Raw genomic sequence first — 18,198 nt, forward strand, 5'->3', positions numbered from 1 at the left:
AGGCGCTGCCATTAGACACTGCCACGGGCGAAGGCCAGGGTCTCGCCCTGGACGCCGTGCAGCCAGAGTGTGTTGCAGGCCGCCGCGATATCGGTGAGTCCTTCTTCGATGGTGGCGAAGACATTGCCGGGCACCCAGCCCAGATCGCCATTGATGAGCAAGTTGTTGCGGCCGTAGAACAAGGCCAGGTCGGTGGCGCCCTGCTCGTGGTGCGCCGCCGTACCGGGCTCGTAGCCGTAGGCCGGGTTGCCGATCTCCCAGGCTTCGAAATCGAACAGGCAGACATCGCCGGGAATGGGGGTGACGGTCGGGTTCTCCCGATGCGGTGCCGCCACGATCCGGGGCAGCAGGGTGTACACCTCGTTGCGGGCGTATTTGGCGTGGAATGCGTCGCCCTCCTGCGGCAGCGCATTCCACACCGCCGCGCAGGTCCGCGGTGCTTCCGCATCGAGCAGTCGGGCTCGGCAGGTCACGCCCGCCTTGGTCAGTGTGATCGAGATGTAGCGGGCCATCGGCTGTGCCTCCTGGTCACACGGCGAGTTCGGCGAGCACGGTCGACCAGATCGCGAGCGCGTCGTCGACCTGGGTCTCGGTCACGATCAGCGGCGGGATCATCCGCACCACATTCATGTACGCACCGCAGGTGAGCAGCAGCAGCCCCTTCTCGACCGCGAGCCGCTGGACCGCGCCGGCCGTCGCGGTATCGGGTTCGCCGGTGGCGGTAGTGAATTCGGCACCGCACAGCAGTCCCAGACCGCGCACATCGCCGATCGCCTTGGTCGCGCCGTCGCGCAGTCCGGTCAGCAGTTGCGCGCCGCGGGCGGCGGCATTGGCCACCAACCCCTCCGATTCGATCACCTCGAGTGTGGCGATCGCCGCCGCACAGGACACCGCATTGCCGCCGTACGTGCCGCCCTGCGAGCCCGGCCAGGCCTTGGCCATCAGCGCACGCGGCGCCGCGATTCCGGACAGCGGGAACCCACTGGCCAGGCCCTTCGCGATGGTGATGACATCGGGTCGGACGTCGAAGTGCTGATGTCCGAAGAACTTTCCGGTCCGGCCGAAGCCGGTCTGGATCTCGTCGAAGACGAGCAGAATGCCGTGCCGGTCCGCGCGTTCGCGCAGCCCGCGGAAGAACGCCGTGTTACCGGGGATGTAGCCGCCCTCGCCGAGCATCGGTTCGACCACGAATGCGGCGGTCTCGGCGGGGGAGGTGACGGTGGCGAAGAGGTAGTCGAGTTCGCGCAGTGCGAAGTCGGTGGCCTCGGCCTCGGTCCAGCCGTAGCGGAATGCGGTGGGAAACGGTGCCACGTGCACACCGGACATCAGCGGGCTGAACCCGGCGGAGAAGCGGGTGCCCGAGGTCGTCATGGTCGCGGCCGCGACGGTGCGACCATGGAATCCGCCCTGGAAGACAACGATATTCGGCCGTCCGGTGGCTTGGCGGGCCAGGCGCAGCGCGGCCTCGACCGCCTCGCTGCCGGAGTTCGCGAAGAACAGCGTGTCCAGACCTTCGGGCAGCACGGCGCCGAGTCGCTCGGTGAGTTCGAGCAGCGGCCGGTGCATGACGGTGGTGTATTGGCCGTGGATCAGCTCGGCGACCTGGGCCTGGGCCGCCGCGACCACATGCGGGTGGCAGTGACCGGTGCTGGTCACGCCGATGCCCGCGGTGAAGTCGAGATAGCGCCGACCGTCGGTGCCGTAGAGGTAGCAGCCCGATCCGTGGTCGACGGTTACCGGGGTGGCTTGTTTGAGAACGGGGGATAGCTCGGTCATGATCCGCCTCCCGGGCGCGCATCCGCTGGGTCATCTATTGTCGGATTGTTGACAATATGCATAACATGGGCACCGGGTTCGCAGCAATGGCCGAAGGCCGCGTCGGGAATGAAAAGGAGCCCACATGCTCACCGAAACCGCCCTGACCGCAGCCGAACGCGCCGCGATCGACACAGTTCCGACGGGACTGTTCATCGACGGCGGATGGCGCGAAACAACCGCGAAGCTCCCCGTCACCGATCCGGCGACCGGTGCGGTGCTGTGCGAGGTGGCCGACGCCGCCGCGACCGACGGACTGGATGCGCTGGCCGCGGCCGACCGGGCACAGGCGCAGTGGGCGCGAACCACGCCGAGACACCGCAGCGACATCCTCATGGACGCGCACCGCGCGCTGCTCGCCGATGCCGAACGACTCGCGCTGATCATGACGCTGGAAATGGGTAAGCCACTGGCCGAGGCGCGCGGTGAAATCGCCTATGCGGCAGAGTTTTTCCGGTGGTTCGCCGAGGAGGCGGTGCGCCTGGACGGCGGATATATGCCGGCCCCGGCCGGCGGTTCGCGCTTCCTGGTGACCAGGCAGCCGGTCGGTCCGAGCCTGCTCATCACACCGTGGAACTTCCCGATGGCCATGGGGACCCGCAAGATCGGTCCGGCACTGGCCGCCGGATGCACCTGTGTCGTGAAACCTGCTGAGCAGACACCACTTTCGATGCTGGCACTGGTGGATGTGCTGGATCGGGTCGGCGTTCCGGCGGGTGTGGTCAATGTGATCACCACATCCGACCCCGGGGCCGTCATGACGCCGCTGATTCTGGACAGCCGGTCGCGCAAGCTGTCGTTCACCGGTTCGACCGCCGTCGGGAAGCTACTGCTCGAACAGTGCGCGCGGACCGTGATGCGCACCTCGATGGAGCTCGGTGGCAATGCGCCGTTCATCGTATTCGCCGATGCGGATCTCGATGCGGCCGTCGAGGGTGCGCTCGCGGCGAAGATGCGCAATATCGGGCAGGCGTGCACCGCCGCGAACCGAATCTTCGTGCAGCGCAGTGCCGTTGAAGAATTCGCCACCCGGCTCGCGTTCCGGCTGGCGGCGCTGCCGATGGGGCGCGGCACCGAGCCGGGCGTAGTCGTCGGTCCGCTCATCGACGCGGATGCCGTGACGAAGGTGACCGGTCTGGTCGCCGATGCCGTCCAGCGCGGCGCCACCGTGCGAACCGGTGGCACTGCCCTGGACGGGCTCGGGAACTTTTATCCCGCAACCGTATTGACCGATGTACCCGATGACGCCGAGATGTGCCACACCGAAATCTTCGGACCGGTGGCGGCGATCGCCGCATTCGATACCGAAGCCGAGGTCGTCGGGCGCGCGAACAACACGCCCTACGGATTGGTGGGCTACGTCTTCACCGAAAATCTGCGGCGTGGATTACGAGTGTGTGAAGCATTGGAAACCGGCATGGTCGGGCTGAATCAGGGAGTAGTGTCCAATCCCGCCGCGCCATTCGGCGGCGTCAAGGAATCCGGGCTCGGCCGGGAGGGCGGACGCCTCGGCATCGATGAATTCCTGGAGACCAAGTACATCGGAGTGCAATTGTGAACGCATCGCTAGGCGATTCCGTCCGGGGTGGCGGTCGGGCGAACTATCGGATCGCGACCATTCCCGGCGACGGCATCGGCGTCGATGTCACCGCCGAGGCCGTCGCGGTACTCGACGCGGTGCTGCCCGGCATCGAATGGACCGAATTCGACTGGTCCTGTGAGAACTACCTGCGCACCGGCGCGATGATGCCCGCCGACGCGCCCGGTCAACTGGCCGGATTCGATGCGATCCTGCTCGGTGCGGTCGGCTTTCCCGGTGTGCCGGACCATATCTCGCTGTGGGGACTGCTGATTCCGCTGCGCCGCGCATTCGGTCAATACGTGAATCTGCGTCCGGTCCGGCTGCTGCCCGGCACCGAATCGGCCCTGCGCGACCGCACCGCCGAGGAGCTGGACATCCTGATCGTGCGGGAGAATTCCGAGGGCGAATACTCCGCGATCGGCGGCATGCACCATCCGGGCCGGAGCGACGAATTCGTCCGGCAGGAATCGATTTTCACGCGGGTCGGTTGCGAACGGATCATCCGCTACGCCTTCGAACGGGCCCTCGAACGCGACGGTCGCCTGTGCTCGGCCACCAAATCGAACGGGCTGCTGCACTCCATGCCGTACTGGGACAGCATCTTCGAGCGCATCGCCACGGAATATCCGCAGGTGGCCACCCGACAATTGCATGTCGACGCACTGGCCGCCGAAATCGTGCTGCATCCGGATCGGCTCGATGTGATCGTCGCGTCGAATCTGTTCGGCGATATCCTGTCCGATCTGGCCGCGGCGGTGACCGGCGGCCTCGGCCTCGCACCGTCGGGCAATATCAATCCCGAGCGCACGGCACCGTCGATGTTCGAGGCGGTACACGGCAGCGCGCCCGATATCGCCGGACAGGGCATCGCGAATCCGGTCGCGCAGATCCTCGCCGGTGCAATGCTGCTGGAGCACTTGGGCGAATATGCCGCCGCCACGGCGGTGGATCGCGCGGTCTGCGATGTGCTGCGCGAAGGCCGAATTCGCACACCGGATCTCGGGGGCACCGCGACTACCGGTGAGCTCGGCGGTGCCATTGCCCGCCGTGCGGCCGAATTGGTCGAGACCGGTTCGGTATTCGCGCAGCCTTAGCCGACATCGTCATGTGACCGCAAAGAATTCGGCGGGACGATCGCAAAGTTCATCCGCGAATATGGGGCGACTTGCGTGTCTGCGGAAGGACTGGGTCATGAAGTTCGAATTCGGAGGTGCGCGCAGGCGATTGCGTCGCGCCATGGCCGCCGCGGTGGCCGCGGCCGGTCTCGTGGTGGTAGCGGGCTGTGGGTTGGGCGGTGACGATGCGGCGGCGGTGACCTACGAGGATGCGAAAGCCTCGGGCAAGATCAAGGTCGGTTTCGCCAATGAGGCGCCGTGGGCATTCCTCGGCGCGGACGGCCAGTTGACCGGATATGCGCCGACCGTTGCCCGCGCCGTGTTGAAACGACTCGGCATCAATGAAATCGAAGGTGTGGTCACCGATTTCGACGGACTGATCGACGGCGTTCGGGCCAAGAACTACGCATTCGTCGCGGCGGGCATGTTCATCAATCCGAAGCGGTGTGCGAGCTCGGCATTCGCCACTCCCGACTACCAAGTCGGATCGGCATTCCTGGTGCCGGACGGTAATCCACGCAATATCAATCGCTTCGAGGACATCACCCGGGAGAACGTCCGGATAGCCACCTTGGGTGGTGCGGTCGAGAACGGCTACGCACAATCCTCCGGCGTGCCATCCCAACTCATCGAACCGATGGCCAAACAAGACGACATCCTGCGCGCGGTGCGCAACAAGGACGTCTACGGCGCGGCCATGCTCGACGTCACCGCCGCATGGCTGGTGAAGAACAATCCGGACGCCGAGCTGGCGGTCGGCCCGTCCTTCCGCTTCGGCAACAAGCCGGACGTCGGCACCTTCAACTTCCGCATCGGCGACGACAAGTTCCGCGAGGACTTCAACCGCGAGCTGCGCGCACTGCACGAAAGCGGTGAATGGTTGAAGCTGGTGGAGCCGTTCGGCCTCACCAAGGCGAACGAGGCCGATCCGGCGGCCACGGCCGAGCAGTACTGCACGGCTTGACCTCGTGTCGTCGCATTTCTCGACCTACCTCGAGCGGGTACTCCAGGGGCTTCCCTTCACACTGTGGGCGGCGGTCGGCGGCATCGCGCTGACCATCGTGCTGTCCTTCGTCGCCGGGATCGCCATGCTGTCGCCGTATCTGCCGGTGCGGTTCGTCACCCGCATCTATGTGGAGGGGTTCCGGGGCAGCTCGGAGGTGGTGCAGCTGTTCTTCTTCGCGGTGGCGATACCGATCTTCTTCGGCGTATCGCTGGGGGCGACGGCGAAGGGGCTGTTGGTCATCGGCATTATCGTGCTCGGTCTCAACCACGGTGCCTATGGCGCCGAAATCGTCAGGGGCGCCATCGGATCCGTGCCGCCGGCGCAGGTCGAGGCGGCGATCGCACTGAATTTGTCGCCGGCACAACGCATGTGGCGAGTTGTTCTGCCGCAGGCCGTGGTGGAGATGCTGCCGTCGTTCAACAATCTGTTCATCCAACTCGTGAAGGCCACTGCGCTGCTGAGTTTTATCGCGGTGCCGGAGGTCTTCAAGAAGGCCGATGAACTGCGCGCGGTGCCCGCATTCTCTCGCGAACTCGGTCTCATCTATGCGATCCAGCTGGTCGTGTACCTGCTCATCGCGGTGGTCGTCACGGTGATCATGCGGGTGCTCGAGCTGTTGGCGGCCCGGCGGGTCGGGCGGCGGCCGAAGCGATCGAGCATTCGACTCTCGGCACATGTGGGGGTCTGATGGAGAAATGGCGGTGGGACCGCTTCTTCGACGCCTTTCCCTTCATCTGGGACGGGCTGCTCGTCACGATCCAGTACACCCTGCTCGGATCCCTGGTCGCGTATGTGCTCGGTCTGATCTTCGCGGTGATCCGGCGGTTGCGGATTCCGGTGGTGGATCAGCTGCTGTGGGCATTCATCGAATTCATTCGCAGCACACCGCTTTTGGTGCAGATCTTCTTTCTCTACTGGGTGGTGCGTCCGGATCTGCTCGATGGGCTGGCCGTCGACACCCAACGTCTGGTGGTCGGTGTGACGGCACTCGGCGTCCACTATGCCTGTTACACCTCGGAGGTGTTCCGCGCGGGCATCGACGCGGTGCCCGCGGCGCAATGGGAGGCGGCCACGGCGCTGAATCTGCCGCGCACGCGCACCTGGGTCGATGTGATTCTGCCGCAGGCGGTGCCCCGGGTGCTGCCCGCGCTGGGCAATTACACGATCGCCATGTTCAAGGAGGTGCCGCTGCTGTCCTCGATCGTCATCCTCGACATGGTCTATCAGGTCAAAACCGAGTACGCGGCCGATACCGGCGGCGCGGGACCCGAGGCCTGGTTCGCGGCCGGTCTGACCTTCCTCGCGCTGAGCTATCCATGCTCGATTCTGGTACGAAAGTTGGAACGACGTGTCTGAACCGATGATCCGGTTCACCGGTGTGGAAAAGCGCTACGGCGCCACGGTGTGCCTGGACAAACTCGATTTCGCCATTGCGCCAGGCGAATTCGTCACCTTGATCGGGCCGTCCGGTTCCGGCAAGACCACCATTCTGCGTCTGCTCATGGGACTCGAACGGATAGACGCGGGCACGATCGAGGTCGGCGGCGAGTTGCTCAGTCATCAGCGGCGCGGCGATAAACTGGTGCCCGCCGGTGCCGCGCACTTGCGGCGGATGCGCCGCAAGATCGGCATGGTCTTCCAGCAGTTCAATCTGTTCCCGAATATGACCGTGTTGCGCAATGTCACCGAAGGCCCGATCCGCGGTCTGGGCCAGTCCAAGGACGCCGCCGAGGAGCGGGCGCGAAAATTGCTCGAACTGGTCGGGCTCACCGATAAGATCGACGCCCGTCCGGCCCACCTCTCCGGTGGTCAGCAGCAGCGAGTCGCCATTGCCAGGGCGCTGGCCATGGAGCCGGAAGTGCTGCTGCTCGACGAGGTGACCTCGGCGCTGGACCCGGAGCTGGTGACCGGAGTACTGCATCTGCTGGCGGATATCGCGGCCGATACCGAGATCACGTTTCTCTGCGTCACCCACGAAATGCATTTCGCCCGAAAGGTGTCCGATCGGGTGATGATGTTCGACTCCGGACGGGTGCTCGAGGACGGTGACCCGGAGGAGATCTTCACCGCTCCCGGCCACGATCGGACGCGCGAATTCTTACAGGCGGTATTGGATGAAAACTGACGGCCGATCTTCCACAATCTGAATCATGACCAAGCCGTGTCTAGTCCTGCAGTTGCGGCCGGAGCGTCCCGCCGCGGATGACGAATACCGCGCCGTGCTGCGGATGGCCGACCTGGCGGTGGGTGACACGGTGCGGGTGCAGATGGACCAGGAATTCCCGCATATCGATCTCGACGATTACTCGGCGGTAATCGTCGGTGGCGGTCCGAGCAATGTCAGCAGCCCGGACGCCGAGAAATACGGATACCAGAGGACATTCGAACCCAAGCTGAAGAAGCTGATGACCGAGATCGTCGGGCGCGATTTCCCGTATCTGGGCGCCTGCTACGGCTTGGGCATCCTCGCGGACGTGCTCGGCGGCGAGGTGAGCGACCGGCGATACAGCGAGGCCGTCGGCGCGCAGACGATCGATCTGACCGAGCACGCCCGCGCGGACCCGCTGCTAGCGGGTGTTCCGCGCGCCTTCAGGGCCTTCGTCGGACATAAGGAGGCCTGTCAGGAGGTGCCGCCCGGTGCGGTGCTGCTGGCCGGATCGGCCGATTGCCCGGTACAGATGATCCGCGTCGGACAGAACGTGTACGCCACCCAATTCCATCCCGAATTGGACAGCGATGGACTGGCATTGCGCATAGCGGTCTACCGCCACGCGGGCTATTTCGAACCGCATGAGGCCGAGGACTTGATCGAGCTCGGGCACCGGGAATCGATCACGGTGCCGAGTGTGATCCTGAGCCGATTCATCGCGCGGTACTGCCGCGGGTAGGGCCGATTACCGGTCGGAGTCGAACTCGCGATGGCGCGCTCGATTCTCGGTGCGCGAATTGGTACGCAGTGTCCAGCCGGGTGAGTCGGCGCGGCGCACGTCGGTTACCACCGGCCAGGCTCCGGTAATCGTCGCCGACGGTTCGCGCCGGACCGGCAATTGTTCGCGGGTGCTGCGTTCGTCGATCTCGGCGAGTCCGACGACCACCATCAGCATCATGATGACCAGCGTGACGGTCACGATCAGGGGTGTCACCAGTTGCAGGGGATCGATACCGCCGTTGTCGGCCTGGTGCTCGGCATGGCTGGCGTGCATGGACGTCATGCCCGTGTAGTGCATGCCGCACACCGCCACGCCCATGATCAGCGCGGCGCCGATGGTGGCGAACAGACCGCGGACATGCTGCATGAACCACAGCGCCGCGGTGGCCGCGACCACCGCGATCACGACCGATGCCGCGACCGTTTTGCGGTCGTATTCGATGTGGGCGGAGGTTTTCATCGCGAACATGCCCAGGTAGTGCATGGCGGCCACACCGAGCCCGGTGACCGTGCCGCCGATCGGCAGTGCCACGAATTCGTTTCGACCGCGCACAACGATCGAGAGTCCGAGCCATACGACGACGATCGCGATGACCGCGCTGAGCAACGTCATCGGTACGTCGTAACGAATGGTGGCGCCGCGGATGGCGAAGCCGAGCATGGCGGTGAAATGCATGACCCAAATGCCCGCGCCACCGAGGGACACGGCGGCGGTGGCGAGCCACCCACCCGGCGATTCGGAAGTCCGGGCGTGGGTCACACATCGCAGGGCGAGGATGGATCCGATGAAGGACATGAGGTAGGCCATGACCGGGGTCAGCCAGCCATGGCTGAAATGATCGAGTTCTAGCATGTGTACTCCGCGGTCACCACTCGTGTCGAGGCAGTCGGACGCTGGTTGGAAGTGGCAACAGGCCACCCGTGGAAGGCAACCAACTGTCCGTCCGGAGCAGCGGCAATAAACCAGTGAACATCGGGTGGAACCTCTCGATCTGCGGAAATTTACACCGTAGTTTCCGCCAGCCGCTGACGATAGCCAGGTTGGTCGCTCATGGCCAACTCGGGTGCGAGATTCACAGCTGATGCATAGCTCCGCTGGCGCTGGGTGCGCCGGCCGACCACCGGCGCCGGCGTCATGACGAACGAATACAGCAGATAGCGCAGGCCCACAGGCATATCTGCCGACGGGGGTGCCATCGCGCACGGTTTCGGACGCCGTGCGATCAGGTACAGAGCCTCCGAGGAGTGCGTAACCGAGACGGCACCCCCGGCACCCGAGCCAGCTCGTCGCGTCGCAGTCCGGTGACTCGGCGCACGCCGCCGTGGTCGCGCGGCCCGGCGTCCTGCGAGCGCAGGCGAGCTCGGCGCGATTCGAGGAACCTGCTGAGCCCGGTCCGATCGTCTACTCGATCACCCTTTGCGGTTGCGCGTATGTCGCGAGCGACACTTCCGGCGCGCACCGACCGGACGCCGTCCATTACGTCGAGCGCGGATGTCCTTGTGGCACATGGCTGTTCGAGTTCGCTGCTGCGGGCCTGCGGGAGGGCTACCTGATCGCGTCGATCAGCAACTTCGCAGCCACCGTTGCCCCGTCAGCGCGGATCATGCCGGCCACTACGCTCGCCCGCGCTCGGGTGGTGGACGTCAATGCCGTGTCGAGGGCGGCGGACAATGACATCGGATCGGGATCAGCGTCCGCACACGCCGTGCCGATGCCGAGATCGGCCACTCGGCGCGCCCAGTACGCCTGGTCCGCCATCTGGGGCACCACCACTTGAGGCACGCCAGCTCGGGCGGCGGTCGTTGTCGTGCCCGCGCCGCCGTGGTGGACGACGGCAGCGACCCGGGGGAAAAGCGCCTGATGGTTGACCTCGCCGACGGCCATGCAGTCGGCGACGTCGTCGATCAAGGCCAACTCGGCCCAGCCACGAGAGAGGAGCACACGGCGGTTCTGCGCGCGGATTGCTTCGATCGCGACCTGGGCGATGTCGTTGCGCACCCGCATGCTGCCGAAGCCGATATACACCGGGGGTGTACCCGCCTCCAAGAACGCCGCCAACTCGGCGGGCAGTGGGCGTTCGTCGGGCACGATCCAGGCGCCGGTCTGTACGACATCCAGACCGGGTGATTCCGGCCATGGCCCCAGAACCGGGTCCGCTGCCAGCCACGGACGGTCGGTGACGACATGGTCGCGCACATTGCCCACCGGTGGCAGCCCGAGCGCCGCCCGGTGGGTATCCAGCGCCGCCCCGAACTGCGCGTTCCAACCCTCGGCGTCGATCTCCCACAGCAGTCGGTTGCCGATCGCCTCCGGCGCGGGCCGCTCGCCTGGCATCCGCGGCATCGGCGGATGATGCGGCGAGGGCAGGCTGGTCGGCTGGTAGCTCGCGTACTGGTAGTGGATTCCCAGCTTCTCGGCGGCCGACCGGGCGGCGATCTCCGTAATGCCGGTCGCTACTACCGCATCGCATCTTGCGGCTGCTGTCGGGATCGTGTCGAACTGAACTGCGGGCCACTGGTCTACGTAGTTCAGCAGATCCGCCATCGAGGCTTGCGCACCATCCGAACCTGGCATCGGCGGCCCCATCGGCACCAGCGGTACGCCCAGCTCGGCGAAGCGCCTCGCGAAGTTCGGTGGTGCGCACACCCGCACGTGGGCTCCGAACTCCTGCAGGCGCAGCGCGAGCCCCAGGGCCGGCTCGATATCGCCGCGCGTCCCGCTCGCCGACAAAAGCACCTGCACGCCGTCACTCCTTGTTCGCGAGTTCCGGCGTGGACCGTAGTCGGCCATAGGAAGTCCGGGGATCAAAGGGTCCCCACTGGTGACGATGGCTTCGGCATCCCGGGTCTCCGCATGCCAACTCACCGAACTCATCGAATCCGCGGTCCGCGTGCCCGCGGGCGAAGCCGAACTACGCGGTGCCGACTGAGCGCCCCTGGGGCAGCGCGCCGAAGTCCGATCGTCGTTCCGCCGAGACTCGACAGCAGCCATTCGCCCCGGTGCAACCGCGGGCAATTTCCGAGAGCGTTGTGATCGATAGCAGCTCAACATATTTCCCGGTTGCGGTGGGTTCGCGGGCCGCTTACATCGATGCGTGGCGGATCGAGCGAGCGTTCCGCGCCGATGCTGATAACGTGGGCGTGTCGTCGAGTTCTGGGCGGCTGGTAGGGCGTCCGGTGATTGTGCGTCGAAATCGCCTGTCCTGCAGGGACTGTGGAGCGACCGCAGTCGGCTGCGGTCGCCTCGCCAGGGTCCGAGTTCTCGACGCGGACCCCAGGGCCGGGGTCGGATACGGTCGGCGTCGCGAGGAGGGCTGAACTGAGTGCTGTGGCCGCAGGCTGCGTTATCGCCGCGGTGCTTCCCATGATCCCGGCCTCCTTGCTGATCCAACGTCTGGAGTCACCCCTTTGACAACGCGAGCGTCAACCCACACCACCGCGACCGGAGTCTGCCCCGCCCTGCACGGCTCCCCCCTCGATGCGGGCGAACCCCGAGTGCTGTTGCACACTCCGGAGTTCGCGGCCGATCCGCATCGGGCCTACCGGGAGGCGCGGAGCCAGTACGGGTCACTGGTGCCGATGGAGTTGGCGCCCGGCGTGCCCGCCACCCTGGTGGTCGGCTATCAGACCGCGGTGCGCATCCTCAATGATCCGGAGCACTTTCCGGCGGATCCACGGCATTGGGAGCAAACGATTCCCGACGACTCACCGGTCAAGCCGATGATGATGTGGTACCCGAATGCCCTACGCAATGCCGGTGCGGCACACGCCCGTTACCGGCAGGCTTACACCGGCAGCATCGACGGAATCGATCTGCACCAACTGCATTCGACGGTCGAGAAGATCGCCATCCCGGTGATCAACACCTTTTGTGAGACCGGCGAAGTCGACCTGGTCACCCAGTACGCGCTGCCGGTCGTCTTCGAGGTCATCAACCAGTTGGTCGGCTGCTCACCGGAACTGGGGCAGCGGGTCGCGACCGGTATGGCGATGCTCTTCGACACCGTTGAGGCCGCTGCGGGGATGGCGATGCTCAGCGAGGCGCTGATGGAGCTGGTGCAGCTGCGCCGGGCCGAGCCCGGTGACGATGTCACCTCGCGGATGGCACACCACTCATCCAAGCTCGACGATACCGAAATGCTATGCCAGCTGATCAGTTTCTACGGCGCGGGCATCGAACCGATGCAGAATCTGATCACGAACACCCTGCTGCTGATGCTCACCGACGACCGGTTCGGCGGCGACATGCTCGGCGGTACCCTCCCGACCCGCGACGCACTCGACGAGGTGTTGTTCAACGACCCGCCGATGGCCAACTTCAGCATCACCTACCCGCGCCAGCCGATTCTCATCGACAACACGTGGTTGCCCGCCCATCAGCCGGTCGTGGTCAGCCTTTCGGGCTGTAATAACGATCCGGCCATCCGCGGCGGCGATCGCACCGGCAACCGCTCGCATCTGGCCTGGGGCGCCGGGCCGCACGCCTGCCCCGCGAAATCCGTTGCCTACCTGGTCGTTCAGGACGCCATCGATCAGCTGCTCGACGCGCTGCCCGAGATGGAACTCGCCGTGCCCGCGGACGAATTGGCTTGGCGGCCCGGACCGTTCCACCGTGCCCTCGCGGCGCTGCCGGTCGTCTTCCCCAAGTCCCCTCCGCTGCCCGTGTTCTGAAGGAGATAACGATGGAGCAGGAACCGATAGTCCTGGATCTGACCGGCGCCGATATCCAGGGCGAGAACGAGCGGATCCGGGAGCGCGGGCCGGTCACACTGGTCGCTCTGCCCGGCGGCGTGCCCGCGTGGTCGGTGACCGATGCCGCCGTGCTCAAGAGTCTGCTCGCCGATCCACGGGTGTCGAAAGATGCTCGGCAGCACTGGATGTCATTCATCAATGGCGAGATCACCGAGGAATGGCCGCTGCTCCCGTGGATCGCGGTCGAGAATATGTTCACCGCGTACGGCACGGATCACCGCCGCTTGCGGCGGCTGGTCTCGCCCGCATTCACGCACCGCCGCACCACGGCGCTGCGGCCGCGGATCGAGGCGATCACCGAGGGGCTGCTGAACAAGCTCGCGGCCACCCCGAAGGGTGAAGCGGCGGATCTGCGTGAGGGTTACGCCTATCCGGTGCCGATCGAGATCATCACCGAAATGATGGGTGTGCCCGAACATCTCGGCCCCGGTATGCGCACCTGCGTCGACGGGTTCTTCGACACCTCGTTCGGGCCCGAGCAGGCACAGGCCAACTACCTCGAGATGCACCGCCTCGTCGGCGAACTCGTGGCCTACCGGCGCGAGACCCCGGGCGACGATGTCACCAGTGTCCTCATCGCCACTCGCGACGAGGACGACGGCTCGCAGCTGAGCGAGCAGGAACTCGTCCACACGCTGATGCTGGTCATCAATGCCGGTCACGAAACCACGGTCAATCTGCTCGATCAGGCGATCTTCATCCTGCTCACCCATCCCGAGCAGCGCGCCGATCTGATCGAGGGCCGGGTGCCGTGGTCGGATCTGGTCGAGGAGACGCTGCGCTACGAGGCGCCGGTCGCGCACCTGCCACTGCGCTACGCGGTCGACGATATCGAGCTCGGCGAGATCCGAATTCCCAAGGGCGAGGCGATTCTGGCGTCCTATGCCGCCGCGGGCCGCGATCCGAATCTGCACGGTGCCAGTGCCGCGACATTCGACCTGCATCGGGTCAATAAGGAACACCTGTCCTTCGGGCACGGCGCGCACCACTGCATCGGTGCCCCGCTGGCTCGGCTGGAGGCCACGATCGCCCTCCCGGCCATATTCGAGCGTTTCCCGAATATGCGGCTGGCCGTGGATCCGGCGGAATTGGCGCCGGTCGGCAGTTTCATCTCGAACGGCCACCGCACGCTGCCGGTTTTCCTGGACGCGTAGCAGCGCGAAGGGGGTGCCGTCGTATCGGCACCCCCGGGTGACTGGATCACCGCTCGGTCGAGGCGATTTCGAGTTCTCGGCGCTGCGGCAGCAGTAGCGCGAGGACGGACTCGAGGGCACCGAATCGGAGCCACCGGCTAGTTGTCGCCGAGGCCGCGTATCGAATCGAGTTGGGTGGGTGTGCCGAGCACGATCAGAATCGTCTCGGCGGCGAGGATGGTTTCGCCGGTGGGGTTGGCGATGAACTGGCCGTCGGATGTGCGAATGGCGAGCACCAGCGCGCCGGTCGTCTCGCGCACCGCGATATCGGCGAGGGTGCGGCCGATCAGCGGCGAGCCCGCGACGATATCGACTTCCTCGATCCGGTAGTCGAGTGTGTCGTCGTGCATGACCACGTCCAGGAATTCGGCGACATTGGGTTGCAGCGCGAAGGCCGCCATCCGGCGCCCGCCGATCAGCTGCGGGTTCACCGCCCGATTCGCCCCGGCCCTGAGCAGTTTCGACTTCGAACTCTCGGTGCGCGCCCTGGCGATAATGATCAGATCCTGCCGCAGCGCCCGGCTCGACAAGGTCACGTAGACATTGTCGGCATCGGCGTCCAGCGCGGCGATCAAGGCGTGGGCACGTCGGACACCGGCGGCTTCGAGCACACTGTCATCGGTGACATCGCCGACCACATTCGGATATTCGAGGTCCTTCAGCCGCGCCGGATCGCGATCGATGACGACGATCTGTTTGCCGAGTCCGACCAGGTACTGCACGCACGAGCGGCCGACGCGGCCCCAGCCGCACACAATGACATGACCGGACATCCGATCGATCCGGCGGTCCATCCGTCGCCTCTCCATATATTCGCGGAGGTGTCCCTCGATGAGGGCCTCGAGCAGTACACCGAACATATACAGCGCAGTGCCCGCACCGACGACGATGAGCAGCATCGTGAACAGTTGACCCGCACCGGTGAGCGGGTGGACCTCGCGAAAGCCGACGGTGGAGATGGTCGTCACCGTCTGGTAGAGCGCATCGAGCAACCCGAACCCGAGTATCAGGTAGCCGAGGGTGCCGGCCAGCACTACCAGCAGGAAGGCCAGCACCGCTCGGCTGATTCGGCGTAACGGGCTCACGCGAGGATTGTCCACCCGCGGCACCGGTCACATCCGGCAATTGCCGCGCAACGTGCGTTACGCGGTTGCCAGTTGCTCCTGGGGCGGTATCGGGGAAACGGCACCGTCGATCGCGCCGACCGCCGCACCGACGGCCGCGCCGGCCGCCGCGGCCGGTGCGGCGATCACCCCGTAGCCGATGGCGGCGCCGATGACGGGGACGACGATCAGTCCTGCGGGGAGGAAGGGGATTCCGGCGATCAGACCCGCTGCCGCGCCGACGACCGCACTGGTGGCGGCGAGCGGGGACGCTACGGTGCTGCCCACGCTCGCGCCGATGATGGCATCACCGATTATCGTATCGGCCATGTGGTCGGAGCGGGTGCGTTCGACACCGAACGACTGAATGCCTTGGGACAGTGCGGCTTTGGTACCCGCGGACGCATCGTTGATCTGCGCGGCCTGTTCGGGCGCCAGCCAGTCCGGGCGATCGATCTGGAGATTGCCGATGCGAATGCGATTGACGGGGGCGACGAACGGCTGTGGGCCCTGCTCGGGCTGTGTCGCGTCCACGCCGTCGGTGGGGGTGGTCTCGGCGGAGTCCGGGTCGGCTATCAGTGCGGCGGCGCTCCGCAGCGCCGAGGGAGCGAATGCGATGTCGCCGTCGACCGGAGCCGAAGGCTCGACGACGAATCCATAGGGCGTGGGATTGCCCAATGGTTGCGAGTCGGCGGTCGCGGGTGCGGCGCTGATCAGGATGGCGGACAGCGGAACCGCACCGGCCAAGGCGAGTGCGGCGGTTCGCCGACATATCGGGCGAGTCCGCGGTGTCGCTTGATGTATGCCCATAAGTCTCCTCATTCCGAACGTCGATGCTTACTTACCTACATTCGGAACAGCGGATCTTTCGGATGAATGCGCGTTGGGGCAATTTTCGGAGTCCGCTGCTGATGCGAGCGGGCGGCCCGATGCCAGAGACCGGGCCAACCGCCCCGCGGATCCACACAACCGACTTGCACCGGTCCGCGTTCGGCTACGGTTCGGTAGCGCGCCGGGACTCAGGCGACGGCGACCAAGCGTGCGGCGTTGGCCGATTCGTCGTCGGCGGCCTTGTTCGCGGCCAATTCCGCCGCCACCCGTTCGCGGTAGCGGGTGATCTCGCGATCCGTGGTCGCGGCATCCCAGCCGAGGCGGGCGCCCATGCGGAACGCCACGGCGGGTGCCGCGGTCAGGCCGCGGTCGGCGGTCTCGATCGAGATGCGGGTGCGGCGGGTCAGGACATCGTCGAGATGCAGTGCGCCCTCATGGGTCACCGCGTAGACGACCTCCGCGCCGAGGTACGCACCGGCACCGGGGAGCGGTGCGGCCAACTCCGGTTCGGCCGCGATGAGATCGAATAGCTCCGAGACGCCCGAACCATAGCGACCGAGCAGGTGTTCGACGGTCGCGACGGGCAGACCGGCCCGCTGCGCGACGCTGTGCACATCGGCGGCCAGTTCCTGGTAGCCGACGGCGCCGAGCAGCGGCAGGTGTGCGGTCACCGAGGGCGCGGCCGCGCGACCGAGCCCCTCGACCGCCGCGTCCACCACATCGGCGGCCATCACCCGGTAGGTGGTGTACTTTCCGCCCGCGATCACGAACAGACCCGGAACCGGTTCCGCGACAGCGTGTTCCCGCGAGAGCGTCGCGGTATCGGCGGATGCGCCCGACAGCAGCGGCCGCAGACCCGCATAGGTGCCGACGATATCGTTGCGGGTCAACGGCTCTCGCAACACCGCGTTCATACGGTCGAGGATGTACTGGACGTCGGCATCGCTGGCCACCGGATGGTTCTTGTCCAGCGCCCAATCGGTATCGGTGGTGCCGATGATCCAGTGCCGGGCCCACGGGATCACGAACAGCACACTCTTCTCGGTCCGCATGATCAGACCGGTGTCCAGGTCCAGCCGCTCGCGCGGGACCAGGATGTGCACGCCCTTCGACATGCGCACGTGGAATGGGAAATCCACGCCGGTCATCTTGTTCATCTCGTCGGTCCAGACACCGGTCGCGCTGATCACCCGGCGGGCGCGCACGGTGTATTCGCGACCGGTCTCCACATCGGTGACATGTGCGCCGATCACCCGCTCGCCCGCGCGCAGCAACCCGGTGACCTTCGTGCGGGTGAGCACCGTCGCGCCGTGCTGGGCGGCGGTGCGGGCAATGGTCATGGTGTGGCGGGCATCATCGACCTGCGCGTCGAAGTAGCGGATCGCGCCGATCATCGCGTCATCGCGCAGCGCGGGCGCCAATTCCATTGCGCGCGTGTGCGACAGATGCCGGTGCATGGGCAGCGCCCTGGCCCCGCCGATGGTGTCGTACAGGGCGACGCCCGCGCCGATGTAGGCGCGCTCCCAGACCCGGTGCTGCAGCGGCAGCAGGAACGACACCGGGCGCACCAGATGCGGGGCCAGCCGGTGCAGCAACAGGCCGCGCTCCTTCAAGGCCTCACGCACCAGCCAGAAGTCGAGCTGCTCCAGGTAGCGCAGGCCGCCGTGGATGAGCTTGCTGGACCGGCTCGAGGTGCCCGCCGCGAAATCCCGTGCCTCGACCAGGGTGACGGTCAGGCCGCGGGCGGCGGCATCGAGGGCGGCACCGGCGCCGACCACGCCGCCGCCGATAACGAGTACGTCGATTTCATTGTCGCCCATTGTGTTCAACGCATTGGTGCGGTACTTCGAGTCCAGACGTGCGGACACGGGA

General features: G+C 66.0%; 16 protein-coding genes. 9 read left to right on the forward strand and 7 right to left on the reverse strand.

The window, feature by feature from the left end:
• Positions 1-11: 11 nt before the first annotated feature.
• Together AB0L58_RS27210 and AB0L58_RS27215 are read right to left on the reverse strand one after the other, a co-directional pair.
• Entirely contained in the window at positions 12-512 is a 501-nt protein-coding gene (locus AB0L58_RS27210) for a DUF3830 family protein (RefSeq protein WP_364390648.1), read from the reverse strand.
• 16 nt (positions 513-528) lie between these two features.
• Positions 529-1,776 (reverse strand): aminotransferase class III-fold pyridoxal phosphate-dependent enzyme, encoded by a 1,248-nt coding sequence (locus tag AB0L58_RS27215; protein ID WP_364390649.1) that lies wholly within the window; start codon positions 1,774-1,776, stop codon positions 529-531.
• Positions 1,777-1,900: 124 nt separating this feature from the next.
• Here AB0L58_RS27215 and AB0L58_RS27220 point away from each other — a divergent pair, with 124 nt between their 5' ends.
• The 7 genes from AB0L58_RS27220 (at position 1,901) to AB0L58_RS27250 (ending at position 8,406) form a co-directional block, all read left to right on the forward strand.
• Positions 1,901-3,373 (forward strand): NAD-dependent succinate-semialdehyde dehydrogenase, encoded by a 1,473-nt coding sequence (locus AB0L58_RS27220; RefSeq protein WP_364390650.1) that lies wholly within the window; start codon positions 1,901-1,903, stop codon positions 3,371-3,373.
• Complete coding sequence (locus AB0L58_RS27225; RefSeq protein ID WP_364390652.1) at positions 3,370-4,491, forward strand: tartrate dehydrogenase; 1,122 nt, start codon at positions 3,370-3,372, stop codon at positions 4,489-4,491. The genes AB0L58_RS27220 and AB0L58_RS27225 overlap by 4 nt, the downstream gene beginning before the upstream one ends.
• A gap of 97 nt (positions 4,492-4,588) precedes the next feature.
• The gene (gene ehuB, locus AB0L58_RS27230; RefSeq protein WP_364390653.1) at positions 4,589-5,476 is read left to right on the forward strand and encodes an ectoine/hydroxyectoine ABC transporter substrate-binding protein EhuB; all 888 of its coding nucleotides are present in this window, start codon (positions 4,589-4,591) and stop codon (positions 5,474-5,476) included.
• 4 nt (positions 5,477-5,480) lie between these two features.
• On the forward strand, positions 5,481-6,206 hold the full coding sequence (locus tag AB0L58_RS27235; RefSeq protein ID WP_364390654.1) for an amino acid ABC transporter permease: 726 nt from the start codon (positions 5,481-5,483) through the stop codon (positions 6,204-6,206).
• Positions 6,206-6,874 carry an ectoine/hydroxyectoine ABC transporter permease subunit EhuD gene (ehuD, locus tag AB0L58_RS27240; RefSeq protein ID WP_364390655.1) on the forward strand — a complete coding sequence of 223 codons (669 nt, stop codon included), beginning with the start codon at positions 6,206-6,208 and terminating at the stop codon, positions 6,872-6,874. Before AB0L58_RS27235 ends, ehuD begins: the two co-directional genes overlap by 1 nt.
• A 4-nt stretch (positions 6,875-6,878) precedes the next feature.
• Positions 6,879-7,643 carry an ectoine/hydroxyectoine ABC transporter ATP-binding protein EhuA gene (ehuA, locus tag AB0L58_RS27245; RefSeq protein ID WP_364390732.1) on the forward strand — a complete coding sequence of 255 codons (765 nt, stop codon included), beginning with the start codon at positions 6,879-6,881 and terminating at the stop codon, positions 7,641-7,643.
• A 25-nt stretch (positions 7,644-7,668) separates the two neighbouring features.
• Complete coding sequence (locus tag AB0L58_RS27250; RefSeq protein WP_364390656.1) at positions 7,669-8,406, forward strand: glutamine amidotransferase; 738 nt, start codon at positions 7,669-7,671, stop codon at positions 8,404-8,406.
• A gap of 6 nt (positions 8,407-8,412) precedes the next feature.
• On the opposite strand, the gene AB0L58_RS27255 is transcribed toward AB0L58_RS27250, so the two are convergent.
• Entirely contained in the window at positions 8,413-9,300 is an 888-nt protein-coding gene (locus tag AB0L58_RS27255; protein WP_364390658.1) for an MHYT domain-containing protein, read from the reverse strand.
• A 693-nt stretch (positions 9,301-9,993) separates the two neighbouring features.
• A complete protein-coding gene (locus tag AB0L58_RS27260; protein ID WP_364390659.1) occupies positions 9,994-11,190 on the reverse strand; it encodes a glycosyltransferase in 1,197 nt (398 codons plus the stop codon).
• 665 nt (positions 11,191-11,855) lie between these two features.
• Between AB0L58_RS27260 and AB0L58_RS27265 the strand changes: the two genes are divergently transcribed.
• On the forward strand, positions 11,856-13,118 hold the full coding sequence (locus AB0L58_RS27265) for a cytochrome P450 (protein ID WP_364390660.1): 1,263 nt from the start codon (positions 11,856-11,858) through the stop codon (positions 13,116-13,118).
• Between the two features lie 11 nt (positions 13,119-13,129).
• Positions 13,130-14,353: a cytochrome P450 gene (locus AB0L58_RS27270; protein ID WP_364390661.1), complete on the forward strand. Its 1,224-nt coding sequence runs from the start codon at positions 13,130-13,132 to the stop codon at positions 14,351-14,353.
• Positions 14,354-14,490: 137 nt separating this feature from the next.
• Here the strand turns inward: AB0L58_RS27270 and AB0L58_RS27275 are convergent, their stop codons facing one another.
• The 3 genes from AB0L58_RS27275 to glpD all read right to left on the reverse strand — a co-directional run bounded on the left by AB0L58_RS27275 (position 14,491) and on the right by glpD (position 18,194).
• Entirely contained in the window at positions 14,491-15,477 is a 987-nt protein-coding gene (locus AB0L58_RS27275; protein WP_364390663.1) for a potassium channel protein, read from the reverse strand.
• 57 nt (positions 15,478-15,534) lie between these two features.
• On the reverse strand, positions 15,535-16,305 hold the full coding sequence (locus AB0L58_RS27280) for a hypothetical protein (protein ID WP_364390664.1): 771 nt from the start codon (positions 16,303-16,305) through the stop codon (positions 15,535-15,537).
• 209 nt (positions 16,306-16,514) lie between these two features.
• A complete protein-coding gene (gene glpD, locus AB0L58_RS27285) occupies positions 16,515-18,194 on the reverse strand; it encodes a glycerol-3-phosphate dehydrogenase (protein ID WP_364390665.1) in 1,680 nt (559 codons plus the stop codon).
• Between the last annotated feature and the right edge of the window lie 4 nt (positions 18,195-18,198).

The organism is Nocardia sp. NPDC052112 (assembly GCF_040680135.1).
GTDB lineage: Bacteria > Actinomycetota > Actinomycetes > Mycobacteriales > Mycobacteriaceae > Nocardia.

Coding starts and splice junctions, on each gene's coding strand:
- AB0L58_RS27210 (WP_364390648.1), bottom strand. CDS start 512: ATGGCCCGCTACATCTCGATCACACTGACCAAGGCGGGCGTGACCTGC.
- AB0L58_RS27215 (WP_364390649.1), bottom strand. CDS start 1,776: ATGACCGAGCTATCCCCCGTTCTCAAACAAGCCACCCCGGTAACCGTC.
- AB0L58_RS27220 (WP_364390650.1), top strand. CDS start 1,901: ATGCTCACCGAAACCGCCCTGACCGCAGCCGAACGCGCCGCGATCGAC.
- ehuB (WP_364390653.1), top strand. CDS start 4,589: ATGAAGTTCGAATTCGGAGGTGCGCGCAGGCGATTGCGTCGCGCCATG.
- ehuD (WP_364390655.1), top strand. CDS start 6,206: ATGGAGAAATGGCGGTGGGACCGCTTCTTCGACGCCTTTCCCTTCATC.
- ehuA (WP_364390732.1), top strand. CDS start 6,879: ATGATCCGGTTCACCGGTGTGGAAAAGCGCTACGGCGCCACGGTGTGC.
- AB0L58_RS27250 (WP_364390656.1), top strand. CDS start 7,669: ATGACCAAGCCGTGTCTAGTCCTGCAGTTGCGGCCGGAGCGTCCCGCC.
- AB0L58_RS27255 (WP_364390658.1), bottom strand. CDS start 9,300: ATGCTAGAACTCGATCATTTCAGCCATGGCTGGCTGACCCCGGTCATG.
- AB0L58_RS27270 (WP_364390661.1), top strand. CDS start 13,130: ATGGAGCAGGAACCGATAGTCCTGGATCTGACCGGCGCCGATATCCAG.
- AB0L58_RS27280 (WP_364390664.1), bottom strand. CDS start 16,305: ATGGGCATACATCAAGCGACACCGCGGACTCGCCCGATATGTCGGCGA.